Annotated in this window: 14 protein-coding genes; 3 read left to right on the top strand and 11 right to left on the bottom strand. The window is 61.1% G+C overall.

What is annotated here, in order from left to right; genetic code table 11:
• Window positions 1-29: 29 nt before the first annotated feature.
• Window positions 30-1,496 (bottom strand): GMC family oxidoreductase, encoded by a 1,467-nt coding sequence (locus Q9451_RS16540; RefSeq protein ID WP_012272359.1) that lies wholly within the window; start codon window positions 1,494-1,496, stop codon window positions 30-32.
• A gap of 236 nt (window positions 1,497-1,732) precedes the next feature.
• Entirely contained in the window at window positions 1,733-3,109 is a 1,377-nt protein-coding gene (locus tag Q9451_RS16535; RefSeq protein ID WP_012272360.1) for an oligosaccharide flippase family protein, read from the bottom strand.
• 95 nt (window positions 3,110-3,204) lie between these two features.
• Between Q9451_RS16535 and Q9451_RS16530 the strand changes: the two genes are divergently transcribed.
• From Q9451_RS16530 to galE, 3 genes are all read left to right on the top strand, one after another.
• Entirely contained in the window at window positions 3,205-4,731 is a 1,527-nt protein-coding gene (locus Q9451_RS16530; protein WP_012272361.1) for an O-antigen ligase family protein, read from the top strand.
• A gap of 4 nt (window positions 4,732-4,735) precedes the next feature.
• Entirely contained in the window at window positions 4,736-7,336 is a 2,601-nt protein-coding gene (locus tag Q9451_RS16525; protein ID WP_012272362.1) for a cellulase family glycosylhydrolase, read from the top strand.
• A gap of 105 nt (window positions 7,337-7,441) precedes the next feature.
• Complete coding sequence (gene galE, locus Q9451_RS16520) at window positions 7,442-8,416, top strand: UDP-glucose 4-epimerase GalE (RefSeq protein WP_012272363.1); 975 nt, start codon at window positions 7,442-7,444, stop codon at window positions 8,414-8,416.
• Window positions 8,417-8,548: 132 nt separating this feature from the next.
• Here galE and Q9451_RS16515 read toward each other — a convergent pair whose 3' ends face one another.
• From Q9451_RS16515 to Q9451_RS16475, 9 genes are all read right to left on the bottom strand, one after another.
• A complete protein-coding gene (locus Q9451_RS16515) occupies window positions 8,549-9,355 on the bottom strand; it encodes a CpsD/CapB family tyrosine-protein kinase (protein WP_012272364.1) in 807 nt (268 codons plus the stop codon).
• 11 nt (window positions 9,356-9,366) lie between these two features.
• Window positions 9,367-10,929 carry a Wzz/FepE/Etk N-terminal domain-containing protein gene (locus Q9451_RS16510; RefSeq protein WP_012272365.1) on the bottom strand — a complete coding sequence of 521 codons (1,563 nt, stop codon included), beginning with the start codon at window positions 10,927-10,929 and terminating at the stop codon, window positions 9,367-9,369.
• 19 nt (window positions 10,930-10,948) lie between these two features.
• Window positions 10,949-12,064, bottom strand: coding sequence for a hypothetical protein (locus tag Q9451_RS16505; RefSeq protein ID WP_012272366.1), 1,116 nt, complete (start codon window positions 12,062-12,064; stop codon window positions 10,949-10,951).
• A gap of 25 nt (window positions 12,065-12,089) precedes the next feature.
• Window positions 12,090-12,647 carry a polysaccharide biosynthesis/export family protein gene (locus tag Q9451_RS16500; protein WP_012272367.1) on the bottom strand — a complete coding sequence of 186 codons (558 nt, stop codon included), beginning with the start codon at window positions 12,645-12,647 and terminating at the stop codon, window positions 12,090-12,092.
• 261 nt (window positions 12,648-12,908) lie between these two features.
• Complete coding sequence (locus Q9451_RS16495) at window positions 12,909-13,085, bottom strand: hypothetical protein (RefSeq protein WP_012272368.1); 177 nt, start codon at window positions 13,083-13,085, stop codon at window positions 12,909-12,911.
• A 251-nt stretch (window positions 13,086-13,336) separates the two neighbouring features.
• Window positions 13,337-13,879, bottom strand: coding sequence for an XRE family transcriptional regulator (locus tag Q9451_RS16490; RefSeq protein WP_012272369.1), 543 nt, complete (start codon window positions 13,877-13,879; stop codon window positions 13,337-13,339).
• A gap of 79 nt (window positions 13,880-13,958) precedes the next feature.
• Window positions 13,959-15,377 carry a TIGR00366 family protein gene (locus Q9451_RS16485; RefSeq protein WP_012272370.1) on the bottom strand — a complete coding sequence of 473 codons (1,419 nt, stop codon included), beginning with the start codon at window positions 15,375-15,377 and terminating at the stop codon, window positions 13,959-13,961.
• A 152-nt stretch (window positions 15,378-15,529) separates the two neighbouring features.
• Entirely contained in the window at window positions 15,530-16,186 is a 657-nt protein-coding gene (locus Q9451_RS16480) for a CoA transferase subunit B (protein WP_012272371.1), read from the bottom strand.
• 34 nt (window positions 16,187-16,220) lie between these two features.
• Entirely contained in the window at window positions 16,221-16,919 is a 699-nt protein-coding gene (locus Q9451_RS16475) for a CoA transferase subunit A (protein WP_004374230.1), read from the bottom strand.
• Window positions 16,920-16,969 lie beyond the last annotated feature (50 nt).

Here is a 16,969-nt window from a genome sequence, read left to right as displayed (position 1 = left end):
CAGCGCACTCAACCCATGTACAACCTGCATCACGCAGCGGCGCCGCTGGCCGCTCTCATCTTGCTATCGAGGTGGTCGGCCAGCCGCACGGCAAATTGCAACAGCGGCATGGTCGGGTTGGAAGCGCCGCCCTTGGCGAAGATGCTGCTGCCGGCGACATACAGGTTTTCGGTGCCGAACACTTTGCAATTGGCATCGACAACACCGAACTGCGGCGAAGCGGCCATGCGCGTGGTGCCCATGTGGTGGGCATGGGGCGCCATTTTCAGCGGAATCGAGGTGTCATAAACGAAGTCGTTCAGCTTGACGAAGCCCAGGTCCATGTCGGCGAACTGCTTGGCCAGTTCGCTGCCAATGCACTTGATGGTATGCCGGTCATCGGCGCTGAGCGCCCAGTTGACATTGACCTTGGCTACGCCCAGTGCGTCCTTTTCCTCCAGCAGCGAGATGCGGCTGTGCAGGTTGGGGAACTGCTCGATCATGGTGCTGATCACGCCGTCACCAGGGCAGCTGAACTTGGCGACGAAGGCGACCTTGCTGGCAACCCCCATGTCGCAGGCCAGGTTCTCCAGAAAGTGCTTGACCTCGGCAGTACGGCCATAGGTTTGCACATCCGCCAGCAAAGCGGCGGTGACATTGCCTTTACCGGCCTTGTACTCGTCGACGAAGGCATCGGTGGTGTAGTACTGGCGGGGCTCCGGGTCCTGCCCGGACTTGAGGATGAAGGTGCCCAGGTCGATGTTCAGGTGTTCCATGAAACACCCGCCGGCCAGCCCTTCCTTGTTCACCACACCGGCCGCCACCAGCGTCTCGCTGTTAAGCAACTGCCGGGCATTCTCGATGGCCCCCGTGGCCAGAATGAAGTTTCTGGCCACCAGGCGCTGACGATTGCGTTCATAGTCGGACAACACCACCGCCGCCAGGTGGCCGGAAGCTTTGTCGAACTCAAGGTCCACGCAGTTGCAGTTGATGAACACGTCCAGGCCTTTGGTCTGCTCCAGTGCCGTGGCGTACTTTTGCGCAAAGCGTGTCGGCGTGCTGAGCAGAAACCGATCTGCCTCGAAGTCACCACCCGTCAGGCCGGTGTTCATGGCGCGAAAATCCGAGCCGGCAGGCAGGTCGACGATATCCATGGCTGCCGGCAGGTAACCTTCGATCTCCGAATAAGGAATAGGCCAACCCGGTAAATCACCCGGAGGGGCGATGGTAAAGTCCGAAGGGGTGAACGGCCGACAGCGCCCTGCCCAGTGGTTGGACGTGCCTCCCAGATAGCGCAGGCGAGTTTCCTCGGGATACAGCTCCAGGCCCGTGGATGCGCAGGCGTACAGGCTTTGCGAATGCGGCGCATATTCGCGCCCACCGCCTTCGGCGAGCATCACGTTCCAGCCAGCGGCGGCCAGGCGTAAGCCCAGGGTAATGCCCGCCGGCCCGGCACCGATGATGCAGAAATCGTAGTTGTCGCGCAGCGCCTTCTGCTGCTGATAGTCCTTGATCATGCTGGCTCGTTCCGGAAATAACGGGACGGCAATACCCAACCGTTGATGACCACGAACCCAGGCTTTTCGAGCGGCTTGCCAGCAACGGCCGCCGAGGCGCCAAACACCGCGCCACCCACACCGAGCAAGACACAACTCTGGAGAAAGCCTCTACGGCCCAATTGCGCAGTACAAAAAGTGAGCTTCCCCATGATCCCGTGACCTGTACCCATGAAAGTTACACCCAGCGCGCCGCTTTACAGCCAGTCGAAAAAGGCCGTCAGCAACGCCCCGCAGAGCGCCCCGACCAGCAACATCGGCAGCACCACCAGCTCACGTTTGAGGCTGAACATATCCAGTTTGCAGTTCACATACACAACCAGCACCAGCGTTGGCACGGCATGCAGGGCAACCCCCCAGATCGCCCACTCCACACCACCAATCGCCAGCAACAGCGGTAGCAGCCCCCACAGCGAAACCAGGCGAATGATGTTGTCCATGGCCTGATACTTGGTCAGGCCCAAGGCAATCCACACCTGATGAGCCAATGTATAGCGCATAACGATGAACGACAGCGAAAGAATTGCCAGCATCGGGCCAGCTTCACGGTAGCGATCATCGTACATCCAGCCGATCAGTAGCGGGCTGGCGGTCAGAAAACCACCGCAAATAAACAGCACCAGCAGGTCGACCAGCAGGCGGAAGCGGTGATACAGCGCTTTCAGGCGTTCCTTGTCGTCGGCCCGGGCCGCTTCACTGAACGCCGGCAGCGCCACGGCGCCCACTATTTTCATCAGCGCTGTCTGCACCGCGCCAAGGATCAGCACCGCAATCGAATACACCCCCAGTTGCGCCGCCGACATGCTGGCGCCAAACCAGATGCGGTCACCGTACATGGCCAGCACGCCGACCATCGACGACAACAAGATCCAGCGGCCAAACACGATCAGTTCGGTCAGCGCCGTGCGGTCCCAGCGCAGGTGGTTGTTCGGCCCCTCCAGGGCGGTATGGCCCAGCACGGTCCAGGCCACCGCCGACACCAGGCCCGAGACCACCAGTGCCCAGATCGAGTGGGTCAGCAAGCCCAGCACCAGCATCACCACCAGGCCGGCTACTTGCGAGGCCAGGTCGACCAGCACCACGCGCTTTTGTTGGAAAGTTCGTACAGCCACATCTATCTTGGTGGACTGGAACCCCCAGATGGCCGCCGACAGCCCGGTTATCGCCAGTACCATCGGCAGCACCGGGGCGGCATAGGTAGAGTCCGCTGGCCACAGCTCGGCCAGTTGAGCCAACCAGGCGCCCAGTGCCAGCAGCAGGGTCAGGGCGAACAGCAGGAAACCGCGAATGATCTGCACGGTCCAGGCGGTGTTGAGAAAATCCGGGTCGTCACCGCGGTGACTCTGGATGATGTTCTGCCGCAGGCCGACATCGGAAAGCAGATGCAGAAGTACCGAAACGGTGGTGGCAATGACCATCACCCCGAACATTTCCGGCAGCAGCAAGCGGGCCATGATCAGATTGCCGCCCAGGCGCATCACCTGAGAAGCCACCTGCGAGACCAGGTTCCACGACCCGGCGTTCAGGGCCCGCTTGCGCAGGCTCGCAGTGGCTGACGCATCAATCGACGGCATGACTTCATTCTCTGACTGATTGGCTAAAAGTCACTATAGTTTCAATTAGCCACGATGCTAGCCGTTGCCCACCGAAGGAAAGGTGTACATAGCCGATGCCTGAACATTTTCGTGCGTTGATCGTCATCCTGTTTTTGGCGAGCGTGGTCTTCCTGCTGGCGCGGCGGCCTGCCACCGACCTGATTCCGCTTGGCGACTACAAGCGCCGGCGCAATCTGTGGTTCCTGCTGACCGTGCTGGCCTTTGCCTCTCACAGCTTCTGGCTGTACCTGGGGGCGGGCGCGGTCATTTTGCTGCTTGCCGGGCGCCGCGAGCACAACCCCATGGCGCTGTTCTACATGCTGCTGTTCCTGATCCCGCCAGCGTCGGTGCAGGTGCCGGGGTTTGGCGTGGTCAATTACCTGGTCGACCTCAACCACATCCGCCTGCTGACCCTGTGTGTGCTATTGCCGGCCGCGCTGCAACTACGCCGCCAACCTGACACGCTGCGCTTTGGCCGCACCTGGGCCGACAAGCTGCTGGCGGCCGGCCTGGTGCTGATGAGCGTGCTGTATTTGCGCGAAACCACGCCCACCGACACCCTGCGCCAGGCGCTGTACCTGTATGTCGATGTGTTCCTGCCGTACTACGTGGCCAGCCGTGGCCTGCGCCAGATCAGCGACTTCAAGGACACCTTGCTGGCCTTCGTGCTCACCGCCTTCGTCATGGCGCTGATTGCCGTGGCTGAATATGTGCGCCACTGGCTGCTGTACAGCGCCCTGGTCGACGCCATGGGCGTGCCATGGAGCATGTCCGGTTACCTGAGCCGCGGCGGCGCGCTGCGGGCCAGCGTCACCACCGGCCAGGCGATTGCCCTGGGTTATGTGATGAGCGTGGCGATTGGGTTGTTCTTGTTCGTCCAGGGTTATGTGCAGCGCCCGCTGCACAGGGCCATGGGCGCCCTGCTACTGGCCGCCGGGCTGTTCGCGCCGTTATCGCGTGGCCCGTGGATCGGCGTAGTGGTCATCGTGGTGGTGTTCATTGCCTTGGGCAAAGGCGCCGTCAAGCGTCTGGCGCTGCTAGGCGCGGCCGGCATGCTGGCGTTGCCGCTGCTGACCGTCGTGCCTGGCGGTGACAAGGTGCTGGACCTGCTGCCGTACATCGGCAACATCGAAAAAGAGAACATCACCTACCGCGAGCGACTGATGGACAACTCCTGGATCGTCATCCAGCGCAACCCGCTGTTCGGCTCGTTCGACTTCCGCAACACCCCGGAAATGCAGTCGATGATCCAGGGCGAAGGCATCATCGACATCGTCAACACCTACATCAACCTGGCACTGAGGGTCGGGCTGGTCGGGCTCGGCCTGTTCGTGGCGTTCTTTGCCGTGGTGCTGAGGGGCATCCGCAGAGCCATGCTCAGCTTCCCCGACAAGGATGACGAGCGAAGACAGCTCGGCCGGGTGTTGCTGGCGACGCTGATCGGCATTCTGGTGATCATCTTCACCGTCAGCAGCATCACCTTCATCCCGGTGGTGTACTGGTCAGTCGCCGGGCTGGGCGTGGCCTACATCCAGATGGTGCGCCGGCTGCACAACAGCCAGGCCATGGAACTGGCCGAACCCGGCCTACTACCCAGGTAATTTCATGAACGTGCTTACCTTGCGTCATTTCGTGCGCCTTTCGGCCCTTGCCGGCCTGGCCCTGTTACCGTTGGCCGGCTGGGGCTCAGACTGGCAGGTCAGTGTCGATGAGCAGAATGGCCTGCCTACCGTGACACGCGGTGGCGGCCCGGTGATGAAGGCCAAGTTCGATTTCTGGGCCGCCAACTGGAGCTGGACTGGCTTTTATACCGACTTCAAGGTCAATGGCCCCTACCACTACACGCTGAAGGGCAAGAACAAGGAACTGGACTTCGACCTGCAGGCAGATATCCGCAAGGAACAGGCGCAAACCCTGAGCTGGGCCTTCGACCTCGACGCCCACAGCCAGCAGCGCGGTGTAATGGGAGGCGGCATGGTGTTCCAGTTCGACCCGGCGCAAATCGCCGGCGACATGGGCGCCCCGCAGCTGCTGCCCGACAACCGCGGCTGGACGTGGGGCAAGGCCGACCAGGGCCGGCGCATCGAGATGCGCTTCGACCCGCCACTGGCCAAGGTCTACTTCGAGCGCGGCAACCCGTCCGAGCTGCGTGCATTCCTCTACAAGGACCCGATCGCCGCCGGCCGCCAACAGCTCAAGGCCGTGCTCAACGTGACCGGCGACATCGACCTGGGCCCCACCCCCAACGAGCGCTTCGGGCTGGCCGACCCTGCCAGCTGGCCCGATGACCAACTGGACTGGCGCACCTCACCGGTGGACCTGTCATTCCTCAACGCCGCAGAAAAGCCCGCCGGCAAGCGCGGCTTCGTCAAGGCGGTCGGTGACCAGTTGATGTTCGCCGACAACACCCCGGTACGCTTCTGGGGCACCAACTTGTCTGCCTACTCGCTGTTCAAAAGCCCGGACGAAGAAATCCGCCAACAGGCCAAGCGCCTGTCGGCCCTGGGTTTCAACCTGGTGCGCCTGCATCACCACGACTCGCCCTGGGTCAGCCCCAACGTGTTCGGCGACGGCACCCTGGTGCGCGATACCCAGCAGCTCAGCGCCGAATCGTTACGCAAGCTAGACCTGTGGATCAAAGCGCTTAAGGACGAAGGCATCTACATCTGGTTGGACATGCATGTGCAGCGTGCATTTACCGCCAACGACAACATTGAAGACTTCAAGGAGTTGCCCGAGAAGGAAGGTCGCGTTGACCTGAAGGGTTACGCCTACGTGAACGACAGTATCCAGAAAGCGATGAAGCGCTTTGCCGAGCAGTACATGACCCATGTGAACGAGTACACTGGGCTGGCGTACAAGGACGACCCGGCCATCGCCGCCGTGCTGATCACCAACGAGAACGACCTCACCCAGCACTACGGCAACGCCCTGTTGCCAGACAAGGATGTACCACGCCACAGCGAACGCTACATGTCGGCCGCCAAGGCCTTCGCCAGGCAACATGACCTGCCCGCCGACCTCACCTGGCGTGCCTGGGAGCATGGCCCGTCCAAGCTGTTTCTCAATGACCTGGAGCAGCGCTTCAATGCCGACATGATCGCCCACTTGCGCGGCCTCGGTGTAAAAGTACCGATCGCGACCACCAGCACCTGGGGCGGCAACGGTTTGAGCGCGTTGCCGGCGCTTACCGCAGGGGATGTCATCGATGCCCATAGCTACGGTGCCAATGGCCAGCTGGAGAAGAACCCACTGACCAGCGACGGCATGATCGACTGGATAGGCGCCGCCCAAGTGGTCGGCAAACCACTTACTGTCACCGAGTGGAACGCTGAACCCTTCCCGCTGCCCGACCGTCACTCACTGCCGCTATACGTGGCCGGTACCGCCAGCCACCAGGGCTGGGACGCGATGATGCAATACGCCTACAGCCAACAGGGGTTCAACCCCGGCTGGCGCACCGCGGACAACTGGCACGCCTACAACGACCCGGCGATGATCGCCACGCTACCCGCCGCCGCCCTGCTCTACCGCCGTGCGGACGTCAAGCCAGCCACCACTCGCTACGTGTTCGCACCAACACCTGCCACCCTCTACGATCAGGAAATCACTCCACGCAATTCAGTGCTGTTGCGCACGGCCATGGAAAAGGGCCAGTTGCAGATCGCGCTGCCACAAACACCGGAACTGCCTTGGCTGAAGCCTGCGGCTATCCCAGCAGGCGCACAGGTACTGCAGGACCCAGGGCAATCGCTGCTGCCCGCCGATGCCACCGAGTCGGTAACCGACACTGGCGAGCTCAAACGCAACTGGCAACAAGGCCTCTACACCATCGACACGCCGTTGACCCAGGCCGCCACCGGCTGGCTGGGCGGCCGCTCGATCAGCCTGGGGGCCATTGAGGTTAATTCGAAAACACCTTATGCCAGCGTCGTGGTGCAGAGCCTGGACGGTAAACCCTTGGGCCAGTCGCGTGAGCTGCTGCTTTCTCTGGGCACCCGTGCCATGCCCAAGGCCGATGACAAGACACCCTTCAATGTCGAACCCCTTGAAGGCAGCCTGACCCTCAAAGCGCCCGCTGGCCTGAAACTGTTCGCCCGCGATGCGCAGGCACAACTGAAGCCACTGCCGGCGGCGTACAAGGATGGGCAATACACCCTTACCTTCGACGGTCACTACATGTCCAACTGGCTGTTCTTGAAATAGAGCATATGGCCATCTACGCTCAGGTCACCTGTCGCTGATCATCCCACCTGCACGTTTCAGGGAGGGTTCGCTGCGTCTGTAAACAGCAGTTTCCAGGAGGTAGGGATGAAATTTCTGGTGGTGGGTGGCGCGGGTTACATTGGCTCGCACATGGTCAAGCACCTGCTTGCTGTGGGCCACGAAGTGGTGGTGGCAGACCTGGTCTGGCCTGGCCCGGGCATCCAGTGGGCCAAGCTCGACATCGCCGACGAGGCCGCACTGGATGTGCTGTTTGGCGTCTGTCGCTTCGATGCGGTGTTCCATTTTGCCTCGTTCATTCAAGTGGGCGAGTCGGTCAGCGCGCCCGGCAAGTACTACCAGAACAACGTCGCAGCCACCCTTGCCCTGCTGCAGGCCATGGTGAATGCCGGCATCAAGCACCTGGTGTTTTCTTCGAGTGCCGCCGTTTATGGCAACCCACAGTACGTGCCGATCGATGAAGCGCACACCAAGGGGCCGATCAACCCTTATGGGCTGAGTAAATGGATGGTCGAGCAGATTCTTGAGGACTTCGACCGTGCCTATGGCTTGAAGTCGGTTTGCCTGCGCTATTTCAATGCCGCAGGCGCTGACCCCGAAGGGCAGCTGGGGGAACGTCACGACCCGGAAACCCACCTGATTCCATTGATCCTGCAGGCGGCATCTGGCCGGCGGGAGGCGGTGACCGTGTTTGGCCGCGACTACGATACGCCGGATGGCACCTGCATACGTGACTACGTGCATGTTGCAGACCTGGCGGCGGCCCATGCGTTGGCAGTGGACTATTTGCTGGCAGGTGGCGAGCGTACCGCGTTCAACCTGGGCAACGGCTTGGGCTTTTCGGTGCAGCAGGTGATCGATACGGCGCGGACGGTGACCGGGCGGCAGATCAATGCCCTCGATGCGCCGCGCCGCGCTGGCGACCCGCCACGGCTGGTGGCTGATGCGAGCAAGGCGATACAGGTACTGGGCTGGCGGCCAGAGTTTGCCTCGCTGGAGCAAATTGTGCGGCATGCCTGGCAGTGGGAGTTGCAGTATCCCTGGACCGTGCAGCAGGGCTGAGGATCTTGGGGGCGCTTTGCGCCCCATCGCGACACAAGGCCGCTCCCACAGGTGCAGCGCAAATGGTCGATTTTTGCGCTGCACCTGTGGGAGCGGCCTTGTGTCGCGATGGGCTGCAAAGCAGCCCGACAATCAGTAATAGGTCCGCGGTTGCTCGTCCGCCTTGTTCAACACCGTCCCAATCAGGTTCACCGTGGCCAGGTGATGCAGGCAATCCTCGATTTCCTTTTTGTTGTTCATCCCGTTGGCCACCACCAGCAACACACAATCGAACTTGGGTATCACGGTGATCGCATCGTCCGAGCTGAGCAGTGGTGGCAAATCGAAAATGCAAATACGCGACTCGTAGCGGTTGCGCAAATCGCTGATCAGGTTGTTCACCTTGGGCGACGACAGCATCTCGGTGGACAGCGGGACTGGCACCCGCGTTGGCAGCACCACAAAGCGCGGCAAGGTCGGGTTGACCAGGCATTCCTGCAACTCGGCCTTGTCCGTCAGGAACTCGTTCAACGCCTGCTCCATGGGCAGGCCCAGGGTGCTGCCAACCTTGGGCCGGCGCAGGTCGAAGTCCACCAGCAACGCCGTCTTGGTGGTGTGGTGGGCAATACTCATGGCCAGGTTGATCGCCAGCACCGTCTTGCCCGCTTCAGGCGTTGGCGAGGTGATCGCCAGCGTGCGCCAGCCGTTTTCCTCCATGGCCCTGAGCACCTGCGTGCGCAGCAGGTCGATCGGCCCGTTCATGTTGGAGTTCTTGTTGTACGCCACGATGCGGTGGCGCTCCAGGTGGTCCGCACGCAGGGGCACCACCTTGGTATTCACGTAGTCGAACTGCCCCGGCACTTCTGCCAGCGCCGTACCGGGGGCGGGAGACAGTGCCTGGGGTGTGCCTGGGGTAACCTGATGAAGATTATTGCCAACAGCCGGCTTGGTCCTGTCCATCACTGCTTTCCCTATACAAACCGAGACATGACTTTGAACAACAGCACATCCAGTGGCATGTAGAACATGTGCACCAACACTACCATGATAGCCGCCAACGCCAGTGCCGCCAGGATCAGCCGGTTGCGCCAGCGCTTGCGCCTGGCCACGTCGGCCCTGGTATCGATATAGGGCACCGCAACCAAAACCCGTTTACCCAGCAGGTTTTCCAGGGCGCCAACACCGCGCACGCGCTGATTGAGCATTTCCATCAGCATCACCAGCGCACCGCCGCCAGCAGGTGCCAGCACCAGGCCAAGCGCCGCGATTTTCTTGCGGTTTGGCTTGATCGGCTTCTCAGGCAGCAGAGGGGGCTCCAGTAGCACGAAGCGTTCGGCCTTGTTTTCCTGCTCGAGGCTTTCGGTAATCTTCGCGCCCATTTCCTTGGCGCGGATTTCTTCATACTTTTTACGTGCGTTGTCGTGGTCACGCATCAAGGTCACCAACCCGCGCTCGACCTGCGGTGCTTCGAGGATCTCGGCTTCGTAGCCTTCCATCTTCTTGGTCAGCTCACGCTTCTGCTCGGACAGTGAGGCAATCCGCTCCTGGGCAGCGCTCATCTTGGCGCGCACACGGGCCACGTCGAGGCTGACCGTGGACGCTGCCGCCGTACGATCGCCACTGGCTTCGAGCGCCTGGATCTTGCGTTTGATCGCCACCACATCCGGGTGGGCGTCCTTGTAGCGGGTCAGCAGCCGGGCATACTCGGCCTTCAGGCTTGGCAGGTCCTGGGGTTGGTCGGCAGAGGCTGGCCTGGTGCCCTCAGTCGTTTTGGTCGCCAGGCCGGCATTGGCCGCGGACAGTTCCAGCTCCAGGTAGCGCAGCTCTTCCTGGGCAGCCTTGTAGTCACGGTCGACTTCGCGGAACTCCAGCTCCGAACGCGACAGCATGTTCATGCGCAGGGTCTGGTGCTCGGGCAAGGCATTGGCATGAGCCTGCTTGAAATCGGCCAACTGGTTTTCCAGGCTGGCCAGTTCGGCGCCCAGTTTGTTGGCTTCCTGGGTAAGAAACTCGGTGGTTTCGTTGGCCCGCTCGGTGCGCTGCTTGAGGTTTTCGTTGAGGAACAGCGTCACCAACTCGTCGGCGACTTCCTTGGCCACTTGCGCTTGCTTGTGCTCGAACGACACATTGAACGCCACGGTCGCTTCACCACGGCCACGGACAAAGGTGGTGAGGGTTTCGACCACGATGGCGTTGCGCATCTGGTCGATCTTGTCGCTTTCACTGAGGCGTTTGTCGGCGAACAAGTCGTACTTGCCGATGATGCGCAGCAGGTTTTCACGGGTCATCACCCGCTGGCGGATCACCTCGATGCGCTCATCGGCAAAGCTGGTGTTGTTGGTCGACACCAGCTCGGGCGAAATCTGCTGCGACTCCACCAGAATGGTGCCGGTCGATTGGTAGATCGGCGGCACCATCAAGGCGACGGCGACGGTCGCGACAAGAATGACTGCGGCACTCACCCCTAGCACCAGGGCTCTGTCCTTGATAATGGCGATGTAATCTCTGAGGGAGAGCTCGTAGTCAGACTTCATGGGGCCACCTGCCTGCGGTTCAGATGTCGGGGTACCTGTACGTCAACGTCAAACCAACGATCGTTGCGGTCGCATCCGGTACATGGTCCTGTTGCCGTTCCTTGTACATCAGTGACAGGCGCAGGTCCCAGTAAGGCGAAAACTGGCGGCTGGCCCATACGCTGTAAGTCTGCAGCGTGTTGGGCGACTGCCCTTTGCTGTCTTGCCAGGCCGCGTCGGCGCCCACCCGAGTCAGTTCGGCCACCGCGTAGCTCCATACACCACGCACCTGGTCCAGCTCGGCGAAACCGCCTTCGGCGCTGGCCACCGTGCTGCGTTCGGCGGTAAAGCTGGCATCGGCACGCGGGCCGGTGTATAGCAACGCAACCCCACCCTCCCCACGCCGGCCGCCGTCGTCACCAGACACCTGGTTGACGCCAATGTGGGCATCGGCGCTCAAACCTTCGGCAAGCTGGTACTTGACGCCGACTGCAGGGGTGTAGCTGTTGGAGGCGGTCGCGGTAAGGTCCTGCTCAGGCTCATAGCGTCGTGCGCCAAAGCGGGTGTACACATCGGCCCGCTCGCTCCAGGCGTAAGTCCAGGTAAATACGTTCGCCAGCTCCTCGTAGCCCGTCAGCGTACTGATGTCATAACGGGCACGGTTGTAAGTGGTTTCGTTGCTCAAGGTGCTGCGTTCAGTTACCGCCTGGCTCCAGTTGCCCGTCAGGGTGTAGAGCTTTTGCGTACCGTCGGTGGTGATCACCCCGGTGTCCAGCACTGTCCCCGACAGCGTCGAGCTTTCGTTGTAGCGCGCCACCAGGCCGAACCGCCCACGCTCGGTGGTGCGCTGCCAGCCCAGGCTGATATCGGGATCTTCACGGTCATCGACTATATCCGTGTCGGACGAGCGCAACACATGCATGCCCAGCCCCAACCTCAATTCGTCACGGTCGAACGTACCGATCAGGGTGTAATCAGGCGCAATGATCGTGCGCGTTATGCCCTTCTCCCCCGAGGTCAGCAACAAAGGGTTGCTGTCATATTCGACGGATGTCGGTACCGCCACCGTAGACTGCCAATTTGCCGCCAGGACCGCGTCCGTAAACGGCAAGGCCAAGATTGCCGTTGCAATGCTAGTTGTTCTAAGAAGAGGCATTAAATGTTCTTATTAAAAGGCAAGATCAAGGAACGACCAGCGTATCGCCAGCCTGAAGTTGGATGTTGGTGGACATGTCCCGCCCAGACACCAGGTCCTTATATCGCACGGGCAGGATCTTTTGGGAAGCGCCTGCGCCACGGACCACCTTGATTTCGCTTTCGTCAGCAAACTTGTCCAGGCCACCCGACATGCTCAAAGCTTGAAGCACCGCCGTAGGGCCTGCCATTTGCACCGGCCCAGGCTTGATCACTTTGCCTTGTACGTAGACCATGTTGCCGGCGATGCTCTTGACGACAACGCTGACGTTAGGGTCGGGAAGGAATTTTTCGAGTTTGGCAGCCACCTGTTTTTCGACTGCCGTCACATCCAGGCCGGCGACATTGATGCGCCCGGCCAGGGGGAAGGTGATACTGCCATCGGGAAGAACGGTGGCTTCTTGACGCAGGCTGTCTTCCTGCCACACCGAAACCATCACCACATCGCCGGGGCTGAGCAGATAGGCAGCACTGCTCTGGTCGGCGTTACCGGCGCCAGACCACACCGTCAGCAGGCAGAACGCGGCAAACATTGAACGCACCATGAGGGTCCCTCCGGCCAAATGGCCCGACAAAGAGCACTGAATGAGAACAACACACCAACTCTCGCTCCGCTTCGCGACGTACCGCTGCCGCGATGGCCTCGACCTTCCTGGAGGCCCTTGCCTTGACGCTGTAGACGTGGGCTGCAACACCCTGCAGACATGGGCCTATACAGGCTACTGGGAATATAGCAACGGTTGAAGAATTCACAAGCCAGGTCTTGCGCTTGCGGCATGCATCCCTTCACATGCCAGGCATGCGATTCAGATCTTTCTGCGGTTGGCAACGGCTACAAAGCCGATGACGGCAAAGGCAAAGAACCAGCCGGCAGTTGAAACAGGAATGATACTGTTCTGATTTATATACGAATCTGCCGCGCGCGCAGCGCCACTCAGCATTACCAGCAAAAACATCGATTTGATAATCAGAGTCGTGCGCATACACCCCTCCAGAAAACAGGAAAAATCAAATAGTTATTAGCGCGGTGTGGCGGGAGTTGTTTCTTTGTTGACTTGAGCTTATGGGCACAATGACATTACGTCAATGATCCGACACCATAATAAAATTCAATGGGCGATGGGGGCTTTCGTCAAAATATCGACATGCAATTTATGCAAGGGCGCGCTATCAGGGCGGAGGCTGCGTTTCACGGCTGAGAACGCATAGGGGGCATGCCCTGCCCCCAGAGGTTTCACTCGTCTGCGTGGTGAACCACGACCAGCAACTGCGCCGGCGTGACACCTACCGAGCGTAGCCGGTGCGGCGTCTGGGCGTTGAAATGAAGGGCATCGCCCTGTTCCAGCAGCACCCGTTCGTTCATGAAGTCCACTTCCACCTGGCCAGCATGCACGAACAGGAACTCCTCGCCCTGGTGTTCCTTGAACGTGGGGTCACTGAATTCGGAGGGTGGCTGGATCAGGAACGGCAGCAGGCTGCGTTGGCCGACCTGGCTGGTGAGGGCCGCGTATCCCGGCCCTTGCCCATCGCCTACCAACGCCTGGCGCTGGCCATGGCGCACCAGGCTGTAGCGGCTCTGCCCAGCCTGTTCTTCGGCGAACAGCTCTTCGACATTGACGTTCAGCGCCCGTGCCAGTTTCAGCGCCGCCGCGATCGAGGGCGTGTTGAGGCCGCGCTCGACCTTGGACAGGTAGCTTTTGGTCATGCCGGTCTTTTCGGCGAGCATTTCCAGGGTCATCCCCAGTTTCTTACGCAGCAGTTTCAATCGAATAGACATGTAACGCGTGTTTCCCAGGCTGAGGCAGCCATGATACGCGTCTGAAAGCTGACGCCAAGCCTGCAGGGATGGCCTTCAATCAAGGCATCACTGGCGGTACGTACTGCAACGTCGTACCCAGTGCCCACAGCAACACCAGCACCAACGGCACATGCACCAGCAACTGCACGAACGAGAAGCCGATCAGGTCGCGCGCCTTGAGCCCCAGTACGCCCAGCAGCGGCAGCATGTAGAACGGGTTGATCAGGTTCGGCAAAGCTTCGGCAGCGTTGTAGATCTGCACCGCCCAGCCCAGGTGGTACTGCAGGTCATTCGCCACCAGCATCACGTAGGGGGCCTCGATGATCCACTTGCCACCGCCCGAGGGGATGAAGAAGCCCAGCACCGCCGAATACACCCCCATCAGCACGGCATAGGTGTCATGGGTGGCAATCTGGGTGAAGAACAACGAAATATGGTGGGCCAGGGTCTGTTCGTCGACACCCTTCACCTGGGTGAGGATGGCGGCGATCGAACCGTACAGCGGGAACTGGATCAGCACCCCCGTGGTGGTCGGCACGGCACGCGCCACCGCGTCAAGGAAACTGCGCGGGCGCCAGTGCAGCAAGGCACCGAGCATGATGAACAACAGGTTGTAGGTGTTCAGCCCGGAGATAGCGGTAATCGCCGGCTTGGTGGCGAACTCCTGGTACAGCCAGCCAGCGGCCAGGGCCACCAGCAGCAGAATCAGGATGGGGCTGTGCTCCAGCCACTCACCTGGGCGGGTACGTTGCGGTGCGGGCGGCGCCGTGAAGGTGGGGTCGACACCACAGTCTTCAGCGCTGCGTGCACTGTTCGGGCCCGGGGCGGTGGCGTAGGCGATCACCAGCGAGACCACCACCAGCGCCGCCAACATCACGCCGGACTGCCAGAGGAAAATGGTTTCGGTGAACGGGATCACCCCAGTAATCGACAGGATCGAGGGTGGCAGGCTGGCCGGGTTGGCTTGTAGCTGCGCCGCCGACGATGACAGGCCCAGCGCCCACACCGCGCCCAAGCCCAGGTAGGCAGCCGCACCGGCGGCGCGGTAGTCCATTTTCAGGTCGGTGCGCCGCGCCAGGGCGCGTACCAGCAAACCACCGAACACCAGCGACAGGCCCCAGTTGAGCAAGGAGGCCAGCATCGATATCAGCGCTACCCAGCACACGGCCGAGCGACCGTTGCCGGGGATGCGCGCCAGGCGATCGATCAGACGCGCGGCGGGCGGCGAACTGGCAACCACATAGCCACCAATGACCACGAAGGCCATCTGCATGGTGAACGGGATCAAGCTCCAGAAACCGTCGCCAAACGCTTTGGCGGTGTCGGTCGGCTTGGCCCCCATGGCCAGTGCGCCAATGCACACCAGCAGCACCGCCAAGGCGGCGAACACCCAGGAATCGGGGAACCAGCGTTCGGCCCAGTTGGAGCAGCGCAAGGCAAAGCGCGCGGAACGGCTGTCTTGAATTTCAGCGGCCACAGTTGAATTCCTTTTATTGGTTTTATGAGGTGACACGTGTTGCCAGAAAACACAAAACCCTGTGGGAACAGCCATGCCCGCGAATGCATCGGTAAATTCACCGCAGCATTCGCGGGCACGCCCGCTCCCACAGGGTAGGATCGTGTAATGCCTTAGAAGGTCATTTCCTTCACATCATCCGGCACGATCAGCTTGCCGGCGGTTTTCTCGATGATTTCCTCGACGCTCACCCCCGGCGCAGTCTCGCGCAGGATGAACGCGCCGTCTTCGATTTCCAGGTAGGCCAGGTCGGTAAGCACCTTGCGGATGCAACCGGCACCGGTCAGCGGCAAGCTGCACTGGGGCAATAGCTTGGACTCGCCATCCTTGGAGGCGTGGGTCATGGTGACGATGATGTTGTCGGCGCCAGCCACCAGGTCCATGGCGCCACCCATGCCCTTGACCAGCTTGCCCGGGATCATCCACGAGGCGATGTTGCCCTGCACGTCCACCTCGAAAGCACCCAGCACGGTCAGGTCGACGTGGCCACCACGGATCATGGCGAACGATTGTGCCGAATCGAAGATCGAGGCACCGCGGCGGGCGGTGACGGTTTGCTTGCCGGCATTGATCATGTCGGCATCGATAGTGCTTTCGGTCGGGAATTCGCCCATGCCGAGCAGGCCGTTTTCCGACTGCAGCATCACATCCATATCGGCCGGTACATAGTTGGCCACCAGGGTCGGAATGCCGATGCCCAGGTTGACGTAGTAGCCGTCCTTCAGTTCACGGGCGACGCGTTGTGCCATCTGTTCGCGGGTCAGTGCCATGGTCAGGATCTCTTTGTTGTTCTGGTGATGGCGCTCAGGCCTTGACGGTGCGCTTTTCGATACGCTTTTCGAAGGTGCCGACGATGACACGGTCCACGTAGATGCCCGGGGTGTGGATTTCGCTGGGCAGCAGCACGCCTGGCTCGACGATTTCTTCCACTTCGACCACGGTGATCTTGCCGGCGGTGGCCGCCAGCGGGTTGAAGTTTTGCGCGGTGTTGCGGTACACCACGTTACCGTAGTGGTCGGCCTTCCAGCCCTTGACGATGGCAAAGTCACCGGTGATGGATTCTTCGAGGATGTACTTGCGGCCCTTGAACTCGCGCACTTCCTTGCCGTCGGCTACCGGTGTGCCGTAGCCGGTGGCAGTGTAGAACGCCGGGATGCCGGCCCCTCCCGCGCGCATTTTTTCGGCGAGGGTGCCCTGCGGGGTCAGTTCCACTTCCAGTTCGCCGCTGAGCAGCTGGCGCTCGAACTCGGCGTTTTCGCCCACGTAGGAGGCGATCATCTTGCGGATCTGCCGGTCTTCCAGCAGCACACCCAGGCCGAAGCCGTCGACGCCGCAGTTGTTGGAGACCACCGTCAGGCCCTTGACGCCACGCCGCTTGATTTCGCTGATAAGGTTTTCCGGGATGCCGCACAGGCCAAAGCCACCGGCCAGTACCGTCATGTTGTCGGTCAGGCCTTCGAGGGCCTGTTCATAGGTTGCAACGCGCTTGTCCAGTCCGGCCATGCTGATCCGCCTTTTGTAGTTGTTGAACCGACGAGGCTGTCGGTGAGCGT

This window comes from Pseudomonas sp. NY8896 (assembly GCF_039634505.1).
This window is presented reverse-complemented; position numbering and strand designations above follow the sequence as displayed.